The 18,203-nt window shown below is 30.9% G+C and carries 17 protein-coding genes; 9 read left to right on the forward strand and 8 right to left on the reverse strand.

Features of this window, described 5'->3' with window-relative positions; translation table 11 throughout:
• Positions 1-12: 12 nt before the first annotated feature.
• From bamA to ABNT14_RS01935, 5 genes are all read right to left on the reverse strand, one after another.
• The gene (gene bamA, locus ABNT14_RS01915; RefSeq protein WP_101902596.1) at positions 13-2,577 is read right to left on the reverse strand and encodes an outer membrane protein assembly factor BamA; all 2,565 of its coding nucleotides are present in this window, start codon (positions 2,575-2,577) and stop codon (positions 13-15) included.
• On the reverse strand, positions 2,570-3,322 hold the full coding sequence (locus tag ABNT14_RS01920; protein WP_058884303.1) for an isoprenyl transferase: 753 nt from the start codon (positions 3,320-3,322) through the stop codon (positions 2,570-2,572). Before ABNT14_RS01920 ends, bamA begins: the two co-directional genes overlap by 8 nt.
• Positions 3,323-3,324: 2 nt before the next feature.
• Complete coding sequence (locus ABNT14_RS01925) at positions 3,325-4,005, reverse strand: DUF6089 family protein (RefSeq protein ID WP_101902597.1); 681 nt, start codon at positions 4,003-4,005, stop codon at positions 3,325-3,327.
• Between the two features lie 104 nt (positions 4,006-4,109).
• Positions 4,110-5,006: an NAD kinase gene (locus ABNT14_RS01930; RefSeq protein WP_101902598.1), complete on the reverse strand. Its 897-nt coding sequence runs from the start codon at positions 5,004-5,006 to the stop codon at positions 4,110-4,112.
• 33 nt (positions 5,007-5,039) lie between these two features.
• Entirely contained in the window at positions 5,040-5,693 is a 654-nt protein-coding gene (locus ABNT14_RS01935; protein ID WP_101902599.1) for a CBS domain-containing protein, read from the reverse strand.
• A 59-nt stretch (positions 5,694-5,752) separates the two neighbouring features.
• On the opposite strand from ABNT14_RS01935, the gene ABNT14_RS01940 reads away from it, so the two are divergent.
• The 6 genes from ABNT14_RS01940 to clpX all read left to right on the forward strand — a co-directional run bounded on the left by ABNT14_RS01940 (position 5,753) and on the right by clpX (position 11,217).
• A complete protein-coding gene (locus tag ABNT14_RS01940; protein ID WP_101902600.1) occupies positions 5,753-6,466 on the forward strand; it encodes a pyridoxine 5'-phosphate synthase in 714 nt (237 codons plus the stop codon).
• A 1-nt stretch (position 6,467) separates the two neighbouring features.
• The gene (locus ABNT14_RS01945) at positions 6,468-7,232 is read left to right on the forward strand and encodes an alpha/beta fold hydrolase (protein WP_101902601.1); all 765 of its coding nucleotides are present in this window, start codon (positions 6,468-6,470) and stop codon (positions 7,230-7,232) included.
• A 99-nt stretch (positions 7,233-7,331) separates the two neighbouring features.
• Positions 7,332-7,679, forward strand: coding sequence for a phage holin family protein (locus tag ABNT14_RS01950; protein ID WP_101902602.1), 348 nt, complete (start codon positions 7,332-7,334; stop codon positions 7,677-7,679).
• Between the two features lie 73 nt (positions 7,680-7,752).
• Positions 7,753-9,075, forward strand: a complete 1,323-nt coding sequence (locus tag ABNT14_RS01955) for a trigger factor (protein WP_101902603.1) — start codon at positions 7,753-7,755, stop codon at positions 9,073-9,075.
• A gap of 131 nt (positions 9,076-9,206) precedes the next feature.
• Positions 9,207-9,866 carry an ATP-dependent Clp endopeptidase proteolytic subunit ClpP gene (gene clpP, locus ABNT14_RS01960; RefSeq protein ID WP_101902604.1) on the forward strand — a complete coding sequence of 220 codons (660 nt, stop codon included), beginning with the start codon at positions 9,207-9,209 and terminating at the stop codon, positions 9,864-9,866.
• 112 nt (positions 9,867-9,978) lie between these two features.
• Positions 9,979-11,217 carry an ATP-dependent Clp protease ATP-binding subunit ClpX gene (gene clpX, locus ABNT14_RS01965; protein ID WP_101902605.1) on the forward strand — a complete coding sequence of 413 codons (1,239 nt, stop codon included), beginning with the start codon at positions 9,979-9,981 and terminating at the stop codon, positions 11,215-11,217.
• Between the two features lie 217 nt (positions 11,218-11,434).
• On the opposite strand, the gene ABNT14_RS01970 is transcribed toward clpX, so the two are convergent.
• Complete coding sequence (locus ABNT14_RS01970) at positions 11,435-12,298, reverse strand: leucine-rich repeat domain-containing protein (protein WP_101902606.1); 864 nt, start codon at positions 12,296-12,298, stop codon at positions 11,435-11,437.
• A gap of 139 nt (positions 12,299-12,437) precedes the next feature.
• On the opposite strand from ABNT14_RS01970, the gene dnaG reads away from it, so the two are divergent.
• The gene (gene dnaG / locus ABNT14_RS01975; protein ID WP_101902607.1) at positions 12,438-14,432 is read left to right on the forward strand and encodes a DNA primase; all 1,995 of its coding nucleotides are present in this window, start codon (positions 12,438-12,440) and stop codon (positions 14,430-14,432) included.
• 400 nt (positions 14,433-14,832) lie between these two features.
• Here dnaG and nadE read toward each other — a convergent pair whose 3' ends face one another.
• Complete coding sequence (gene nadE / locus ABNT14_RS01980) at positions 14,833-15,621, reverse strand: NAD(+) synthase (protein ID WP_101902608.1); 789 nt, start codon at positions 15,619-15,621, stop codon at positions 14,833-14,835.
• 96 nt (positions 15,622-15,717) lie between these two features.
• On the opposite strand from nadE, the gene gldB reads away from it, so the two are divergent.
• Both gldB and gldC read left to right on the forward strand, forming a co-directional pair.
• Positions 15,718-16,680: a gliding motility lipoprotein GldB gene (gldB, locus tag ABNT14_RS01985; protein WP_101902609.1), complete on the forward strand. Its 963-nt coding sequence runs from the start codon at positions 15,718-15,720 to the stop codon at positions 16,678-16,680.
• Entirely contained in the window at positions 16,680-17,015 is a 336-nt protein-coding gene (gldC, locus tag ABNT14_RS01990; protein ID WP_101902610.1) for a gliding motility protein GldC, read from the forward strand. Before gldB ends, gldC begins: the two co-directional genes overlap by 1 nt.
• Before the next feature lie 42 nt (positions 17,016-17,057).
• On the opposite strand, the gene folK is transcribed toward gldC, so the two are convergent.
• Complete coding sequence (folK, locus tag ABNT14_RS01995; RefSeq protein ID WP_101902611.1) at positions 17,058-18,194, reverse strand: 2-amino-4-hydroxy-6-hydroxymethyldihydropteridine diphosphokinase; 1,137 nt, start codon at positions 18,192-18,194, stop codon at positions 17,058-17,060.
• Positions 18,195-18,203 lie beyond the last annotated feature (9 nt).

An 18,203-nucleotide genomic window follows, 5' to 3' on the forward strand; every position in this document is an offset into this window, starting at 1 on the left:
AAATGCCTATTTTTAGAACTGTCTTCCGATAATAAAATGTGTTTGCCAACCCGATTTTTGAGTTTGTCCAGGCAACGGATCAAATCCATGTGCAAAATCAATACCTAATAAACCAAATGCTGGCATAAATATACGAACTCCAACTCCTGCAGAACGCTTTAATTTAAATGGGCTAAATTCACTAAAATTTTGATAAGAATTACCTGCCTCTAAAAATCCTAAGGTATAAATTGATGCCGATGGTTTGTCTGTTATAGAATAACGGATTTCCATTTGAAATTTATTGTAAATAGTTCCACCTTCATTCTGCCCATCAGGACCAATAGAAAGCGTGTTGTTTTCATATCCACGAACACCAATAGTTTCTCTACCGTCTAATTGCCCTTGTGCAATTCCGTCACCTCCAACAAAAAATCGTTCTACCGGAGTAGCGCCTAATTTGTCGTTGTAAGAACCTAAATACCCCATTTCAAAATTAGACATTAAAACCAATTTATTTGCCAATGATGTGTACCATTTTCCTTTAGCAGAAATTTTATAATATTCTAGCCATTTGTATTTATCGGCTAAATAATCTTGTCTTTCGGCTGTTGTAGGGTATAAAGGTTCGCTATAATCTTTCCCGTTAATTAAAGAATAAGGTAAGGTCGCTTTTGCTTTAATTGTAAATTCTGAACCGTAGGTAGGAAATATTAAACTTGGTCCGGTAGAGTTACGGCTAAAGGCAACTGTATAAGCTAAATTATTTAAACTACCTTTATTAATAACATCAGTTGATGAACCAACACGGTATCCGTAGTTTTTAAGTTCAATTTGCTGATAGCTAATATTTTGTGATAAAGAGAAATAATCATCAGGCCATTGTAAACGTTTTCCTAAACCGATAGAAGCTCCTAAAATGCTTAAATTTTGATCTTTATCAACTTTATTGGTGTTATAATCGTATCGGTATTGATTCGATAAATACACAGAAAAAGATAATGATTGCGGTTTTTTACCACCTAACCATGGTTCTGAGAAAGAAAAACTGTACGTATTGTAAGTTCTACTTGCTTGTAAACGCAATGAAAGTTTTTGTCCATCACCCATTGGTAGTGGTTTGTAGGCTTGCTTATTAAATATGTTTCTTAACGAAAAATTATTAAAAGATAAACCTAAAGTACCAATAAATGATCCTCCACCATAACCACCTTGTAGTTCAATTTGACTACCACCTTTTTCAACGACAGAAAAATCAATATCGGCTGTTTTATTTTGATAATCAGGTTTTACATCGGGCGTTACATTGGCATCAAAGAATCCTAATTGACCAATTTCACGAATAGATCTAATAATGTTTTCACGGCTGAATAAATCACCTGGCTTTACACGTAATTCTCTGTAAATAACATGGTCATTTGTTTTTTCATTACCTGTTACAGTTACTTTTTTAATGGTTGCTTGTTCGTCTTCACGAATACGAACCTCAACAGTAATAGAATCGTTTTGTACGCTAGTTTCTATGGCGTTAATTTGTGAAAATAAGTATCCGTTGTTATGGTATAAGGTTTGAATATCTTGCGAATTAGGTGTTCCATCACCAGAAATACGTTCTTTTAAAACCTTTCCATTATAAATATCTCCTTTATCGATACGTAAAAAACGATTTAAAAAATCATCAGAATAATTTTTATTACCGATAAACTTAATATCATCAAAACGATACTGACGTCCTTCTTCAATAGCAATATCAAGGTTAATAGTATTGTCATTATTCCAAGTAAGTTGGTCTGATAAAATACGTGCATCACGGTATCCGTTTTCGCTATATTTTTCAAGAATACTTTCTAAATCTTTTTTATAATCATCTAAAATATATTTTGATGATTTCCAGAAACGCCCTAAAAACTTACGTTTTGTATTTTTCATAGCGCTACGCAAGGTTTTACCTGCTAGTGCTTTGTTACCTGTAAAGTTAATTTCTTTTATTTTGACACGCTGTCCTTTATCAACAAAAATATTCATACTAACAGTATTGATGTCAGTGCTGTCTTTTTTGGTATTTAAAGATACTTTGGTTTTTAAAAATCCCTTATCGGTATATTTCTTTTTAATGTAATTTCTGGTGGTTGTGACTAAGTTGTCGGTAACCATCATTCCTTTTTTAAGCTCAGTTTCTTTTTTTATCTCTTTTGTTTTAGATTTGCTTAAACCTGAAATAGAAATATTGGTTAATTGTGGTAATTCTGTCACATCAAATACTAAATAAACGGTTTCCCCATCTTTTTTAGAAAGGTACACATCTACTTGGCTAAATTGCTTGCTTTCGTAAAGCTTTTTAATAGCGCTTGTAAGTTTATCACCTGGTAATTTAATAGGTTGCCCATCAACTAAACCAGTATAAACACGAATTGTTTGTTCGCTAAATTTTTGCAAACCAGTAACGGTAATTCCTCCAAGAATATATTGATTTCCTTTGATATAAGGAATAATATTTTGGGTGGTAGTTGTACGGTTGTTATTTACGGTTTTTTGAGCTTGTACACTCGCCGATAAAAAGGCGATTAAAAATACGGCTACATAAGAATATTTATTCATTGATCTCAATCTGTTCGCTTGTTTTTCCAAATCTTCTCTCTCTGTTTTGATAATCTATTATAGCATTAAAAAGGTGTTCTCTTCTAAAGTCGGGCCATAATATATCTGTAAAATATAATTCAGCATAGGCTATTTGCCAAAGTAAAAAATTACTAATTCGCTGCTCACCGCTTGTACGTATCATTAAATCAACGTCGGGCAAATTAAATGTATATAAATGGTTATTTATAATTTTTTCGTCTATATTTTCAATATCTAGCTCGTTATTAACAACTTTTTTAGATATCTTTTTAATTGTGTTAACAATTTCTTCTCTAGAACCATAGCTTAAAGCAAAGGTTAAGGTAATTTTAGTGTTATTTTTAGTTTGATCAATAACATGGGCTAGTATTTTCTGCGCATTTTTTGGTAAACTAACAATATTTCCAATCGCATTTATTTTTACATTTTTACGTTGAAATTCAGGTAGCTCTTTTTTTAAGGTACTAACCAATAGGCTCATTAAGGCATCAACTTCTAGTTTTGGTCTGTTCCAGTTTTCGGTAGAAAAAGCATACAGTGTTATAAATTTAACACCAGCATCACTTGCTGCGTCAGCTGTTTCTCTAATAGCGGTTAAGGCATTTCTGTGCCCAAAAATACGCTGCATTCCTTTTCCTTTTGCCCATCGTCCATTACCGTCCATAATAACGGCAATATGATTCGGTACTTTTTGCACATTAATGCGTTGTAATTTTTCTTCCATAGTTATTCTGCCAATCCGTTATAACAGGGTGGTCTTCCAAAGCTATAAACAATCGATAGTCCTGTAAACATATATACATCGTTTCCAGTTCCACCAAAGTTTAAACTGTTTATTTTATCTGTTGTTAAATCGATATCATCTACCAATGTAAAGCGAGCGCCTATTTCAAAAGCAGCTGCAAAATTTTTAAACAAGCGTCCTTTAACACCAACACCTACAGGTAAAGAATATGAAATTTTATTTTTTAAACGAATGGTATTTGCATCGATTCTTTTAGAAGGGATCACGTAGTTAAACGCTGCTATTTCTGCTAAAATATATGGGGTGAAATTTGTTTTATAATTGCTGATATTATAATTGAAAAAATTAAATTCGATACCCGCAGCAAACTCGTGTAAGGTGTTTGAGAATTTGAAGCCTCTATTTTTTCGAAATAAATTATTTGATTTTTCATCATTCCCTTCAATAGGAATATACGAATAGGTCGCTCGTAAGGCAATTCGAGGGTTTAGATTGTGTTTATAAATTAAACCACCGCCAATTTTATTAGGATAGATGTAATTAGTACGACCAATATCTCCTACGTAATTAGAACCCCCAACGAAAAAACCTACTTCGTGAGTTTGTGATTGTGTTGTTATTGCCGTAAAAGCAAATAATATGAATAGGTAAATTATCTTCATTGTAAGAATAGCACGCAAATATAGGAAATTGAATTTGCTTTAAAAAGTTAATAATCTGTATTTGGTTAACTTTTTTTTGATAAAATTATTGTATTGTAATTATTTTATAAAGATTCATTTCGAGTATCTTCACCCCATAAAAGCTTGCCTCTGAGTGTTTTTAAATGCGATTGCTGTTCTAATAAAATACTTTTTATAGTAAAAGAAGCTTTTTGTATTTTAATTTTAGTTCCTTCGCTAACAGTTGTTATGCGAGAGTCTAAGGAAATTAAAAAATCCTTTTCACGAGCACTTACCTCTAGTTCAATAATAGTATCGTCAGGAATGACCATAGGCCTAGCATTTAAATTATGCGGGGCTATTGGCGTAATTACAAAGCTTTTCGAATTGGGTAATATTACCGGGCCGTTACAACTTAAAGAGTAGCCCGTAGAACCTGTTGGGGTTGCTATAATTAAACCATCTGCCCAATAATTTGTTAAGTATTCATTATTCAAAAAGGTTTTTACACCAATCATTGAAGTAGTATTTCTACGGGCAATAGTAACTTCATTTAAGGCAAAATCTAGTTCGTTAAATTCGTTTACTTTAGGGGTAGTGGTTATTTGTAGTAAAGTTCGTTCTTGTATGCTATATTTTTTATTTAATAATAAATTTACAGCCTCTTGAATTTGGTTTTTTTGAACGGTTGCTAAAAACCCCAATCGCCCAGTGTTGATTCCTAAAACAGGAATGTTTAAATCACGAATATACGTTGCCGCTCTTAATATAGTACCGTCACCGCCAATAGAAAATAATAGGTCAAAAGTGTTTGACAAATCGTTAAAATGTGCGTAGGTAGGATATTTTTTTGATAAAGAATTATTTTTAATTAAAAGCGAGTAAAACGCTTCTTCAAAAAAAATAACGATATTGTTTTGTTCTAATGTTGCTACTAATAATTTAATTTCTTTTTCAGCTGAAATATTATAAGCTTGTCCGTAAATGGCTACTTTTTTCAATGGTTATAATGTTTGTTTGCTCAGGTATGTAAATTACATATCTAAATATTTTTTTAAATATGCCGCCCTGTCTTTTAATTCTTCCAAATAAAAATCATCTTCATGTTGTGTAAGCACGGCGTAGTCATACCTACGAAAAGTTTGAATAATTTCATTGATGTCATTTGTAATTACTTTTAAAGTAACCTGAATAGTATCTTGATTTTCCGAAGAAATATACAGCCCTAATAATTTACCGCCACTAGCTTCAACTATTTGAGAAATTTGACTCATTGAGTAATCATTTTTAGCTACAATTAACGTTTCACTTTGGTTGTGTAAAAAAGGACTATCGGCAAAAGTATCTAAAATATCACTCAACTCATAATAACCGATATAATTCATTTCCTGATTTAAAACAGGAATTAAATTACAATCATTATCTGCAAATAAAACAATTAAGTCAAGTAGTGTCGCTTTTTCATTACAATGAAAATTATCTAATAGATAAGAATACTCACTTAATTTATCGTCTTTATTCTCTATTGTTTGAATGTCACTTTCAGGCAAACAACCAATTAATTTTCCATTTTCAACAATAGGAATATGCGTTATTGGTAAATTTTCACATACCTTTTGAGCGCTTTTTACAGTGCTTTTTAAGCTAAGTGCTTTAATTTCGTCTAATATAAAGTCATTGATATTCATCACTACGAATATAGTTTAAAAAGTTTTAATGATTTATCTTTGTAGCTTAATTTTATGAGATGACAAAGTTAAGTGTAAATATAAATAAAATAGCAACATTACGTAATTCTAGAGGTGGAAATACACCTAATTTATTATGCGTTGCTACCGATATAGAAAATTTTGGAGCGCAAGGAATTACCATTCACCCAAGACCTGACGAGCGTCATATTCGTTATCAAGATGCCTACGATTTAAAATCAATAGTTACTACCGAATATAATATTGAAGGAAACCCGATAGATAAATTCATGAAAATGGTGTTGGAAATAAAGCCAACGCAAGTAACTTTAGTGCCTGATGCTATTGATAATTTAACTTCTAATGCAGGTTGGGATACAGTTGCTAATCAATCGTATTTGAAAGAAGTAATTACCGAGTTTAAAAACAACGGAATAAGAACCTCTATTTTTATTGATACCGATTTAAAACTGATTGAAGCTGCAGCAAAAACAGGTGCCGATAGAATTGAATTATACACCGAAGAATTTGCAACCCAATACGCTTTAGGAAATAAAGAGGTAATAAAACCTTATGCCGATGCGGCAATTTTAGCTCATAAATTAGGCTTAGGAATTAATGCAGGGCATGATTTGAGCTTAGAAAATATCCAGTTTTTTAAAGAGAATATCCCTAATTTAGCAGAAGTTTCTATTGGGCATGCGCTTATTTCTGAATCATTATATTTAGGATTAGAAAATGTAGTAAATATGTATCTTGATAGATTAAAATAATATGCAAATTTTACATTCTAAAATACTAGGAGCGGGCAAGCCGTTTTTAATTTTACACGGTTATTTTGGTATGGGCGATAACTGGAAAACCCACGCTAATAAATTTGCCGAAGATGGTTTTGAAGTTCATTTAATTGACCAACGAAACCACGGACGAAGTTTTCATTCTGATGCTTTTGACTATGAATTAATGGTCGATGACTTACACCATTATATTACACATTATCATTTAGAAAATATTGTTTTATTAGGGCATTCAATGGGCGGAAAAACAGCCATGTTATTTGCTACCCAATATCCAGAATTGATACATAAATTAATTGTAGCCGATATTTCACCAAAAATGTATCCGCCACATCATCACGATATTTTATCGGCTTTAAATTCTGTTAATTTTACCGTGCAAAATTCACGAAAATTAATTGATGATAAACTAGCTGAATTAATTCCTGAACTAGGTATTCGACAATTTTTATTAAAAAGTGTGTACCGAAAAACAAAAGACGAACTTGCTTTTCGTTTTAACTTACTATCATTAACAGAAAATAATAATGAAGTAGGCGAAGCATTACCATCGTTTAGTATTTTTGAAGGCGATACCTTATTTTTAAAAGGTGAAAATTCGGGCTATATTTCTGAAGATGAAGTGCCACTTATTGAAGCACATTTTTCAAAAGCGATTATCAAAACAATAGCAAAAGCAGGGCATTGGTTGCATGCCGAAAATCCGACAGATTTTTATACTCAGGTAATTGGGTTTGTATAAAGTAAGTAAACCTGTCAAAATAGCAGTTTTTTATATTTGGTATAATTATCGCATTGCATAAAATGACATGGTAACTATAGCCAATTAAAATCAAAATAAATGAATACATTTTTAAAAATACTATTAACAGCAGTAGCCGTTATTTTATTAGCCGAAATTTTACCAGGAGTAGTGGTAACAAGTTATACTACGGCAATAATTGTAGCAATTGTAATAGCGTTATTAAATATGTTTGTACGTCCAATATTAGTGATTTTTACCTTACCAGCAACTCTTTTAACATTGGGCTTATTTTTGTTTGTAATTAATGCAATTATTATATTATTAGCAGGAAACCTTATTGCAGGATTTGCCGTAAACGGATTTTTTACAGCACTTTTATTTAGTATATTGTTATCGATATTTAGGTCGTTTTTATTTTCATTATTAAAAGAAGATAAAAAATAATTAAAAAATTTAAGCCTTTTGAAAAAAGGCGAAAAATAATCACACACCCAATTTTAAAGAAATACAATTAAAGATGAATATTACAAAACAAAATGTAGATGCGTTAAACGCAGTTGTGAAAATAGATATCGTTGCTGAAGATTATCAAGCAAAGGTAAATGCAGAATTAGAAGCACGTCGTAAAAAAGCGACACATCCTGGTTTTAGAAAAGGAGAAGCGCCTATGGATCTTATCAAAAAGCAACACGAAATAGAAATCGTAATAGAAGAGGTAAACAAAGTAGTACAAGATTCTTTAAATAAATTTTTAACAGAAGAAAAGTTAGATCTTTTAGGAAATCCGTTACCTGTAGAAAACAAAGATTTCAGATGGGATGCTAAAGACTATTCTTTTGAATTCGAATTAGGATTAGCTCCTGAATTTGATGTAGATTTAGCGCCAGCAAAAAATGTTACTAAATATAGTATTTTTGCTACCGATGAATTATTAGACAAAGAAATTGAAAATATCCAAACTCGTTTTGGTAGTCAATTACCTGTTGATACCGCAAATGAAGAGGCAAACATAACTGGAACTTTTGTAAACGAAGAAAAAGAAATTAACAAAAAAGCAACGCTTTCTGTAAAAGAAATTAACGGAAAAGCAAACTTAGAAAAGTTTGTAGGTGCTAAAGCTGGTGATGTTTTAGAATTAGGAACAAAAGGTTTATTTGAAGACGCTCACAAATTACAAGAAGTTTTAGGTGTACCTCATGAAGGTGTTCACGATTTAGACGTAAACGTATCTTTTACAATTGACCAAGTTACAAAAACAGAACCTGCTCCTTTAGAAAAAGAATTATTTGAAAAATTATTCGCTGACGGAAGTGTAACTACTACTGCTCAATTAAAAGATAAAATAAAAGAAGATGCTGAATTACAATTCGAGCAGCATGCCGATCAGCAATTATTAAACGCAATTACTGAAGAGTTAGTTCAAAATACAAAGTTCGATTTACCAGCAACATTTTTACAAAAATGGTTACAAACTGCAGGAGGAAAAGAATTAACTATTGAACAGGCTGCTGCTGAATATAGCAAATCTGAAAAAGGTTTACGTTACCAATTAATCGAAGGAAAGGTTATGAGAGATAACGATATCAAATTAGAATATGCTGAATTGGTAGATTATGCAAAAGGATTTATCCGTTCGCAAATGGCACAAATGGGTAATATGAACCCTGAGGAAAAAGAATTAAACGATATTGCTGGTAGAGTTTTACAAAATCAGCAAGAAGCGCATAAATTACAATCTCAATTAATTAGCCATAAATTATTAGCTTTTTATAAAGAAAAAATGACTTTTGATACCAAAGAGGTATCTTATGAAGACTTTGTTCAAGAAGTTTACAAATAAGAATAATTACTATTATTTATATTTTAAAAACCTGAATGAAAATTCAGGTTTTTTTAGGTATAAACAGTATTGAAATACTAACTAAATAGTTCTTATATTTACACCATTATAACCCAAAAAACATTTTCAAAATGGATTACGGAAAAGAATTCGAAAAATACGCAACAAAAGAGCACGGAATAAATAGCACATATTTAGGGAAAATAACCAGTAGTTTAACGCCATATATTATGGAAGAACGTCAAATGAACATTACCCAAATGGATGTTTTCTCTCGTTTAATGATGGACAGAATTATCTTTTTAGGTACAGGAGTTAATGACCAAGTAGCTAATGTAATTCAAGCACAATTATTATTTTTAGAAAGTGTTGATGCAAATAAAGATATTTCAATTTATATCAACTCGCCAGGAGGAGGTGTGTACGCAGGTTTAGGTATTTACGATACCATGCAATTCATCAAGCCAGATGTAGCAACAATTTGTACAGGAATGGCAGCTTCAATGGGAGCTGTATTAATGTGTGCAGGAGCAAAAGGAAAACGCTCGGCATTACCACACTCACGTATTATGATTCACCAACCAATGGGTGGCGCTCAAGGGCAGGCTTCTGATATGGAAATTACCGTAAAAGAAATTGGAAAGTTAAAAACTGAATTATATGATATTATTGCAGATCATTCAGGGCAAACTTTTGAAAAAGTACAACAAGATTCGGATAGAGATTATTGGATGAAAGCTGAAGAAGCGAAAGCGTACGGAATGGTAGATGAAATATTAAAAAGAAAATAATACTTCAGAATTACCGATAAAATAAATGACTCTTTTTATGTTTTTTTAATAGATAAAGAAAGCATTAAAAGAGTTTCATTTTTTTAATAATTAAGAATAACAAGTTAGTCAAATGTCGAAAGAAGAAAACTTACAATGTTCCTTTTGTGGGCGTAAAAAACCAGAAACCGATTTATTAATCGCTGGTATGGATGCTCATATTTGTGATAAATGTATAGAACAAGCGCACGGAATTGTAGCTGAAGAAGTAGCTGAAGCAATAGAATCAAGCTTACCAAAAGATTTAACCTTAAAAAAGCCAAAAGAAATTAAAGCTTTTTTAGATGAATATATTATTGGGCAAGATGAAACGAAAAGAGGAATGTCGGTTGCGGTATATAATCACTATAAACGATTATTACAAGCTAAAGATGATCAGGATGAGGTAGAAATTGAAAAATCTAACATTGTTTTAGTAGGAGAAACAGGAACTGGTAAAACATTAATAGCACGTACAATTGCTAGAATGTTAAACGTGCCATTTTCTATTGTTGATGCTACTGTTTTAACACAAGCAGGATATGTTGGTGAAGATGTTGAAAGCATTTTAAGTCGTTTATTACAAGCGGCAGATTATGATGTAGACAAAGCCGAGCGAGGAATTGTTTTTATTGATGAAATTGATAAAATTGCTCGTAAAGGCGATAATCCATCAATTACTCGTGATGTTTCTGGTGAAGGTGTGCAACAAGCCTTGTTAAAATTATTAGAAGGTTCTGTAGTAAATGTAGCGCCTAAAGGCGGAAGAAAACACCCAGACCAAAAATTTATTGAAGTAAATACCAAAGATATTTTATTTATCGCAGGTGGTGCTTTTGCAGGAATTGAAAGAATAATCAGTAAGCGTTTAAATATGCAAGCGGTAGGGTATAGCGCTTCAATTGATGAAGACAAAGTAGATGAAACTAATTTATTACAATATATTATTCCTTCAGATTTAAAATCGTTTGGATTAATTCCTGAAATTATTGGACGTTTACCTGTATTAAGTTACATGAATCCTTTAGATGCAAAAACATTGCGTGCTATTTTAACAGCGCCTAAAAATTCATTAGTTAAGCAATACACAAAGTTGTTTGCAATGGATGATATTGCCTTTTCTTTATCAGAAGAAGCGATGGAATATATTGTAGAAAAAGCAATAGAATACAAGTTAGGAGCTCGTGGATTACGTTCATTATGTGAAGCTATTTTAACCGATGCAATGTTCGAAATGCCTAGTTCTGATGACAAAGAATTAATAATTACCAGAGAATATGCCGAATCGAAAATAACAAAATCAGGTATTAAAAAATTAAAAGCAGTTTCATAATTTTTTAAAACTATTTATAAAAAAACCATCAATATTTGATGGTTTTTTCTGTTTTATATATCTAGTACTTTTATTAATTACTGCTTGAAAATATCAAAAAAACTGAAATTTATAGCCCTGATTGAAGCATTTGTTTGAGCTCTTTTTTATTTTTTCTTTTCGAAAAAAAATAAAAAAAGCGAGTGCGGAAAGCAGGAAATTGCTTCAAATTATTTTTTTAATAATTAATTCGTTTGTTATATTTTTTTATCCAAGATGCTATTTCATCAGGTTTTAAATTATAGGTTTTTATTAATTTGTTTTTGATGTTTTGTAAATGTGTTTCGTTTAATACTTCCGATTCAAAGGCTGTAATAACTTTTTGTTTAAATTCTTCGGAATGAGTTTTTACAGGAATTGATATAATTTTTTTAGGAGTTGTAACAGGCGCTTTTTGCACAGTATTTATCGTTGTTGTGTAATTTGCCGTGGCATCTTTATACCATCCTTCAGGGGTATTGTTAAGCTGTGTATCGTTTACCAAAATATTTTTTAATCTATTTGTAGTGATGTCTAAGGTTTCTAATTTTGTACAGGCTTTAACATCTAAATTTGTTAATTTATTATAACTAGCGTACAAAGTTTCAAGGTTTGGATTATCGCCTAAAATTAAACTTTCTAAATTATTGCTATCACAACTTACATAAACTAATTGATTATTGTTACTAAGGTCAAGGCTTTTAATTTTGTTTTCACTACAATTTAAAAAAGTAATAGAGGTACTTTTTGATAAATCTATCTTAGTAATATTATTACCAAAACAATCTAATCGTTTTAAATTAGGGAAGCTTTCAAGCCCTGTTAAATCTTTAATTTTAGAGTGTACGTTGGGTAATAATTTGTTGGTTATTGGGTCGTTTATATTCAAATTAACCACATATTTTGCATCGCTAACCAAAATATTTCCATTTAAACCATTCGAATCAATATCTAAATCAATTAAACATTCTTCTAAACCAATATCAGGAATTATAATGGTTTCTTGCGCCGTTGTATTTAAAGCGATAAAAAGTAAAAAATAGAAGGGTATTGTTATTTTCATAATTGGGGATTTATTGCAAAATTATCTATTTATATGCTTTTATCAACTAAAATTTAGAAGATATTTATTTAAGTAAAACAAGGGTTAAAATCTGGTATATTTTAAAATTGTACCTTTGCGAGTTGTATTTTATACGATTATGATAACCCAACAAACAATAGATAAAGTTTTTGAAGCTGCCCAAGTTGCTGAGGTAATTGGCGAATTTGTGCAATTGAAAAAATCAGGAAGTAGCTTTAAAGGATTGAGCCCATTTACTGATGAGCGAACCCCCTCGTTTATGGTATCGCCAGTAAAGCAAATCTGGAAAGATTTTAGTACTGGGAAAGGTGGAAATGCAGTGTCGTTTTTAATGGAACATGAACATTATTCTTATCCTGAGGCTATTAAATGGTTGGCTAAAAAATATAATATTGAGGTAGAAGAAACCGAGCAATCTGACCAGCAAAAAGAACAACTTAATGAACGAGAAAGTATGTTTTTGGCATCTAAATTTGCGAAAGATTATTTTCACGATTTATTAATGAATAGCCAACAAGGGCGTGCAATTGGTTTATCTTACTTTAAAGAAAGAGGTTTTAGAGAAGATATTATTGAAAAATTTGAATTAGGATATTGTAAAGACGAGTGGGATAATTTTACCAATGCCGCGCTAAAAAAAGGCTACGATTTAAAATATTTAAAATCGACAGGATTAACCATTGTAAAAGAAGGTGGTACGCAAGACCGAAAATTTGACCGTTTTAAAGGACGTGTAATGTTTCCGATTCATAGTATGTCGGGGCGAATTTTAGGTTTTGGAGGACGAATTTTAACCAATGATAAAAAGGCAGCAAAATATTTAAATTCACCAGAAAGTGATATTTACCATAAAAGTAAAATTTTATATGGACTTTATCAGGCAAAAAAAGAAATTGCAAAGCTTGACAATTGTTATTTGGTAGAAGGATATACTGATGTTGTTTCTTTTTATCAATCAGGAATTGAAAATGTGGTAGCCTCTTCAGGAACAGCATTAACACCCGACCAAATCCGATTGGTAAACCGTTTGACAAAAAATATTACGGTTTTATTTGATGGCGATGCCGCAGGAATTAGAGCCTCTATGAGAGGTATCGACTTGATTTTAGAGCAAGGAATGAATGTAAAAGTAATTTCTTTTCCTGAAGGAGAAGACCCTGATAGTTTTGCAAAATCACATTCAACAACTGAATTAAAACAGTTTTTAGAAGATAAATCGCAAGATTTTATTGAATTTAAAGTTTCTTTATTAATGAGAGAAGCAAAGAATGATCCTGTAAAAAAAGCAGGATTAATTCGTGATATTGTAACGAGTATTTCAAAAATTCCTGACGGTATTCAGCGAGAAGTTTATGTGCAAGAATGTGCGCGTATTATGGATATTTCAGAGCAAGTTTTATTTAGTGAATTAGCGCAGTTGTTAAATAAAAGTGTTGCAAATTCGAATAAACGAAGTGCAAATCAGCCAACAGCATCTTATACTGAAACGGCATCGCAAGCTTCTATGGGGGTTGTAAAAGGCGGCGCAAAAGGACGCAAAGAAATTAATCAATTAGAGATTTTAGAAAAAGAAATTATCAGAATATTATTATTGTATGGTAATGAAACGGTCGATTTTGTAAATTGGGTGGCTACAGTTGATGAAAAAGGGCAGCCTGTTTTAGAAAAAGAAGAATATCAAAATACGGTTTCAAACGAGTTGTATTTAAATTTACAGGAAGATGAAATTGAGTTTGCCAATGAGCTTTTTAAATTAACCTATTATCAGTTAGTGCATCAATTAAATCAAGATGAAAAAATTTCTATTGATCGATTGATAATGCACGAAAATCAAGAAATAGCAAGCTTGGTAACCAATATTTTAATGGATGAAGAAAAATATTCGTTAAGCGATTGGGAGCGCAAAGAAATTGTTGTTACAACGGCTATAAAAGTATTACCGAAATTAGTTTCTGATGCTGTTTTAAACCTGCGAAGAATTTTAATAGAAGAAAAAATTAAAGAAATAATGAAGGAAGTTCAAGCGCAAAAAATAACGCTTGATTTAGAAGAAATAGTAAACTACACCGACTTAAAAAAACGTCTTTTTGATAAGTTAAACAGAGTGGTTTAGGCGCTTTGTTTTTAAAATATTTAGTGTAAAAAAAGTCTTCCGAAGTTTTAATACTTTTTAGAGCCTGTTTAAAAATTAAAGAAACTGTCAGTTCGAGTGATTTTTTTCCTTCAAAAAAATTGTATCGAGAACTTTTTTGTATAAAGTTCATCAACATAAAAGAACTCAAATTCTCGATACAATTTTAATTCCTTTTAGTCATTAAAACCACTCGAATTGACAAGGGTAATCAAAAAAAGGGAATAACTACGGAAAATCAGGATGCGAAACTGAACTAAATTCAGTTTGACGGATTCGATTTCTTATTTTTATGTTACAAAACGTTTTTAAATGAAATTTAAATAGGCTTTTTAGTTTTTATAAAAGATGATTTACTTTCATCTCTGTTTTCAAGTTCAATTTACTTCAATTCACTAGGAATTTCACAAACAGGAATCGGAATCATCTTATGTTGATTGATACGATTTAATCGAGTATAAATTTTAAAAACTTCTAGTTCTCTGTTTTCAAAATCACCTTCCGTTTTTCCTGAATCTAGCATTTTCATTGCCCATTCTAATTCATCATAAGAAGCACCAATTTGATCTTCATCTGTTCTGCTATCGCCAAAAAGTCCATCGGTAGGTTGGGCATTTTGTATTGAATCAGGTACTTTTAAATGTGCTGCCAAGGCATAAACTTCCGATTTTACTAAATCGGCAATTGGGCTTAAATCTACACCGCCATCGCCATATTTTGTATAAAAACCTACGCCAAAATCTTCTACTTTATTTCCTGTTCCTGCAACTAATAAACCGTGTAATCCTGCAAAATAATACAGCGTAGTCATACGTAAACGAGCACGAGTGTTTGCTAAGGCTAAATCGGTTTTTGCAGATGTTTCTACTTCAGGAACAACGGTTTTAAAACCTTCAAAAACACTTGTTAAATCTACTTCAGCTTCATTAACATTGCTAAAACGCGCTTTTAACTGTTTAATATGTTCATTTGCTCTGTTTACTTGGCTTTTAGCTTGATGAATCGGCAATTCAACACATAAAACTTTTAAGCCAGTTTGGGCACATAAGGTTGAAGTAACAGCGCTATCGATACCGCCAGAAATACCTACCACAAAACCATTTACTCCCGCTTTATTGGCGTATTCTTTTAACCATTTTACAATATGTTCAGAAACTTTTGGTGTATTCATAATCAACTATATTTTATAAGGGTTTATATAAAAATGATATAAACTATTTTAGTAATTTCGACGTTGTAATATTAAATGTAAATATACTATAAGTTCATGAGAAAATTTTTAGCACTTTGTGTTTTAGCTTTAGCGATAATATCTTGCAAAAAAGAAATTAATTCTAAATTAAAAGTAGATGTTTCTGATATTAAAATTAATCTCAAGATAGATAGATTTGATGTTGATTTTTATAAAACAACTTCTGCCGATTTAGGTAAAACAAAACTGAAATATCCATTTTTATTTCCGCAAGAACCCGACAGTGTTTGGATTAATAAAATAAACAATAAAGATGAACGTGAATTGTATAATGAAACACAAAAAGTATTTTCTAATATAGCTGGTTTAACGGCTGATTTAAGTTCATTTTTTAAGCATTTAAAATATTATAATCCGAAGGCTAAAACGCCAAGAGTAATTACGATGCTTACCAATATTGATTATGATAATCGCATTGTTTTTGCCGATAGTTTATTGCTTATTTCTTTGGATGCTTATTTGGGTAAAAAACATCCTTTTTACAGTGAATATCCTGCGTATATAAAACAAAATAATGAAAAAGAACAGGTTATTGTCGATGTAGCAAAAGCCATTTTAAATGCGCATAAGTTTTCTAAAAAACCACGAAGTTTTGTTGATAAAATGATTTATAAAGGTAAAAAAATGTATCTATTAGACGCGTATTTACCAGCAGTTTCTGATTCGTTAAAAATAGGATATTCACAAAATAAAATGCGTTGGGCAGAAAGTAATGAAGCGCAAATTTGGAAATATTTTATCGAAAAAAACATGCTATATAATACTGATAAAGAGCTAGATATTCGCTTTTTAGATATTGCGCCTTTTTCAAAGTTTTATCTGGAAAAAGATAGGCAATCTCCAGGAAGAATAGGGGAGTTTATTGGTTGGCAAATAGTGCGTTCGTACATGCAAAAGAATGATGTATCTTTGCCAGAATTATTACGTAAAAATGAAGCGGAAATCTTCATAAAATCAAACTATAAACCAAAGAAATAATGGCGATAGAGCACACTTCTAAAGTAACATTTACAATAGGCTTAGACGAAAATAAAATTCCTGAAGAAATTTCATGGAATGCCGAAGATGGAGGCATTAATAATGAATCATCAAAAGCGATTATGTTATCGGTTTGGGATCATAAGAAAAAAGATACTTTACGTATGGATCTATGGACCAAAGATATGCCTGTTGATGAAATGAAGCAATTTTATCATCAAACATTATTGTCAATGGCAAGTTCATTTGAAAGAGCTACTGATGATAAAAAAATGGGTGACACAATGCGTGATTTTTGTGAGTATTTTGCTGAGAAATTAGAATTGAAAAAATAGTTTTAAAACCTAAAAAAGCAGCTTAAAAAGCTGCTTTTTTAGTTATTTTAATCTTTTATGATTATTAATTTTATTAATAATATATAAATAATCTTCTCTATTATTAACAAAATCTAAATCAGAAACATCGATTACTAAAATATTTAATTCAGGTACTTTTTTTATGAAATTACTATAGCCATCTTCTATTTTTTGTAAATAAGTTGCTGCTATATTTTGCTCGTAAGCTCTTCCTCTATGTTTTATATTTTCAAGTAAACGTTCGGTGTTTTGATATAAATACACATATAAATCGGGTTTTTTAACTTCTTTATAAAGTAAATCGAACATTTTTTGATACAAGGTATATTCTTCTTTTGGCAAGGTTACTTGTGCAAAAATTAAGGATTTAAAAATATAATAATCAGAAATAATACAGTTTTTAAGTGTATTAAACTGTGCCAAATCATCGGTTAATTGCTGATATCTATCTGCTAAAAAACTCATTTCTAAAGGAAGGGCATAACGCTCTTTGTCTTGATAAAATTTAGGTAAAAAAGGATTATCGGCAAAACGTTCTAAAACAATTTTAGCCTTAAATTGCTCAGACATTATATTGGTTAGTGACGTTTTTCCTGCACCAATATTTCCTTCAATAGCAATGTATTTGTAAGTACTTGATATTGTATCGGGTGTTTTTAAAGTTGTTTCTATTTTTGAAATTTTAGAGGTATCGGTACAATTTTTTAAGCAATCGTATAATGGTTTTTTAACTGTTGGATGAAGTGTTTTTTTGGCAATTTCAACCAATGGTACTAATACAAATTTACGTTGTAACATTCTAGGGTGTGGTACAATTACATTTTCTGAAAAAATAATTTCATCATTATATAATAAAATATCTAAATCGATAATTCTATCAGTATAACCACCTTTGTTTTTTCGAGTTCTACCTAATTCATCTTCTAAATAAAGAAGGTTTTTAATCAATTTTTCAGGTGATAAGCAGGTACTAACTTTAATACAGGTATTGTAAAAATCGGCACCTTTAAAACCTAAAGAAGGTGTTTCATATACCGAAGCAATTTGTTGAACAGTACCAATATTTTTACCAATTAAATTAATTGCATTTTGCAAGTTTTTTAGCCGATTACCTTGGTTAGTTCCTATTGATAAATATGTAATTTGTTGTATCTTCATAAAAAGACT

Source organism: Tenacibaculum dicentrarchi (assembly GCF_964036635.1).
Classification (GTDB): Bacteria; Bacteroidota; Bacteroidia; order Flavobacteriales; family Flavobacteriaceae; genus Polaribacter; species Polaribacter dicentrarchi.

What these genes read in the sequence shown, in the direction of transcription:
- dnaG (WP_101902607.1), top strand. Translation starts at nt 12,438, where the DNA reads ATGATAACCCAACAAACAATAGATAAAGTTTTTGAAGCTGCCCAAGTT.
- ABNT14_RS01935 (WP_101902599.1), bottom strand. Translation starts at nt 5,693, where the DNA reads ATGAATATCAATGACTTTATATTAGACGAAATTAAAGCACTTAGCTTA.
- folK (WP_101902611.1), bottom strand. Translation starts at nt 18,194, where the DNA reads ATGAAGATACAACAAATTACATATTTATCAATAGGAACTAACCAAGGT.
- ABNT14_RS01950 (WP_101902602.1), top strand. Translation starts at nt 7,332, where the DNA reads ATGAATACATTTTTAAAAATACTATTAACAGCAGTAGCCGTTATTTTA.
- ABNT14_RS01940 (WP_101902600.1), top strand. Translation starts at nt 5,753, where the DNA reads ATGACAAAGTTAAGTGTAAATATAAATAAAATAGCAACATTACGTAAT.
- bamA (WP_101902596.1), bottom strand. Translation starts at nt 2,577, where the DNA reads ATGAATAAATATTCTTATGTAGCCGTATTTTTAATCGCCTTTTTATCG.
- ABNT14_RS01925 (WP_101902597.1), bottom strand. Translation starts at nt 4,005, where the DNA reads ATGAAGATAATTTACCTATTCATATTATTTGCTTTTACGGCAATAACA.
- gldB (WP_101902609.1), top strand. Translation starts at nt 15,718, where the DNA reads ATGAGAAAATTTTTAGCACTTTGTGTTTTAGCTTTAGCGATAATATCT.
- ABNT14_RS01970 (WP_101902606.1), bottom strand. Translation starts at nt 12,298, where the DNA reads ATGAAAATAACAATACCCTTCTATTTTTTACTTTTTATCGCTTTAAAT.
- clpP (WP_101902604.1), top strand. Translation starts at nt 9,207, where the DNA reads ATGGATTACGGAAAAGAATTCGAAAAATACGCAACAAAAGAGCACGGA.
- ABNT14_RS01920 (WP_058884303.1), bottom strand. Translation starts at nt 3,322, where the DNA reads ATGGAAGAAAAATTACAACGCATTAATGTGCAAAAAGTACCGAATCAT.
- gldC (WP_101902610.1), top strand. Translation starts at nt 16,680, where the DNA reads ATGGCGATAGAGCACACTTCTAAAGTAACATTTACAATAGGCTTAGAC.
- clpX (WP_101902605.1), top strand. Translation starts at nt 9,979, where the DNA reads ATGTCGAAAGAAGAAAACTTACAATGTTCCTTTTGTGGGCGTAAAAAA.
- ABNT14_RS01945 (WP_101902601.1), top strand. Translation starts at nt 6,468, where the DNA reads ATGCAAATTTTACATTCTAAAATACTAGGAGCGGGCAAGCCGTTTTTA.
- ABNT14_RS01955 (WP_101902603.1), top strand. Translation starts at nt 7,753, where the DNA reads ATGAATATTACAAAACAAAATGTAGATGCGTTAAACGCAGTTGTGAAA.
- nadE (WP_101902608.1), bottom strand. Translation starts at nt 15,621, where the DNA reads ATGAATACACCAAAAGTTTCTGAACATATTGTAAAATGGTTAAAAGAA.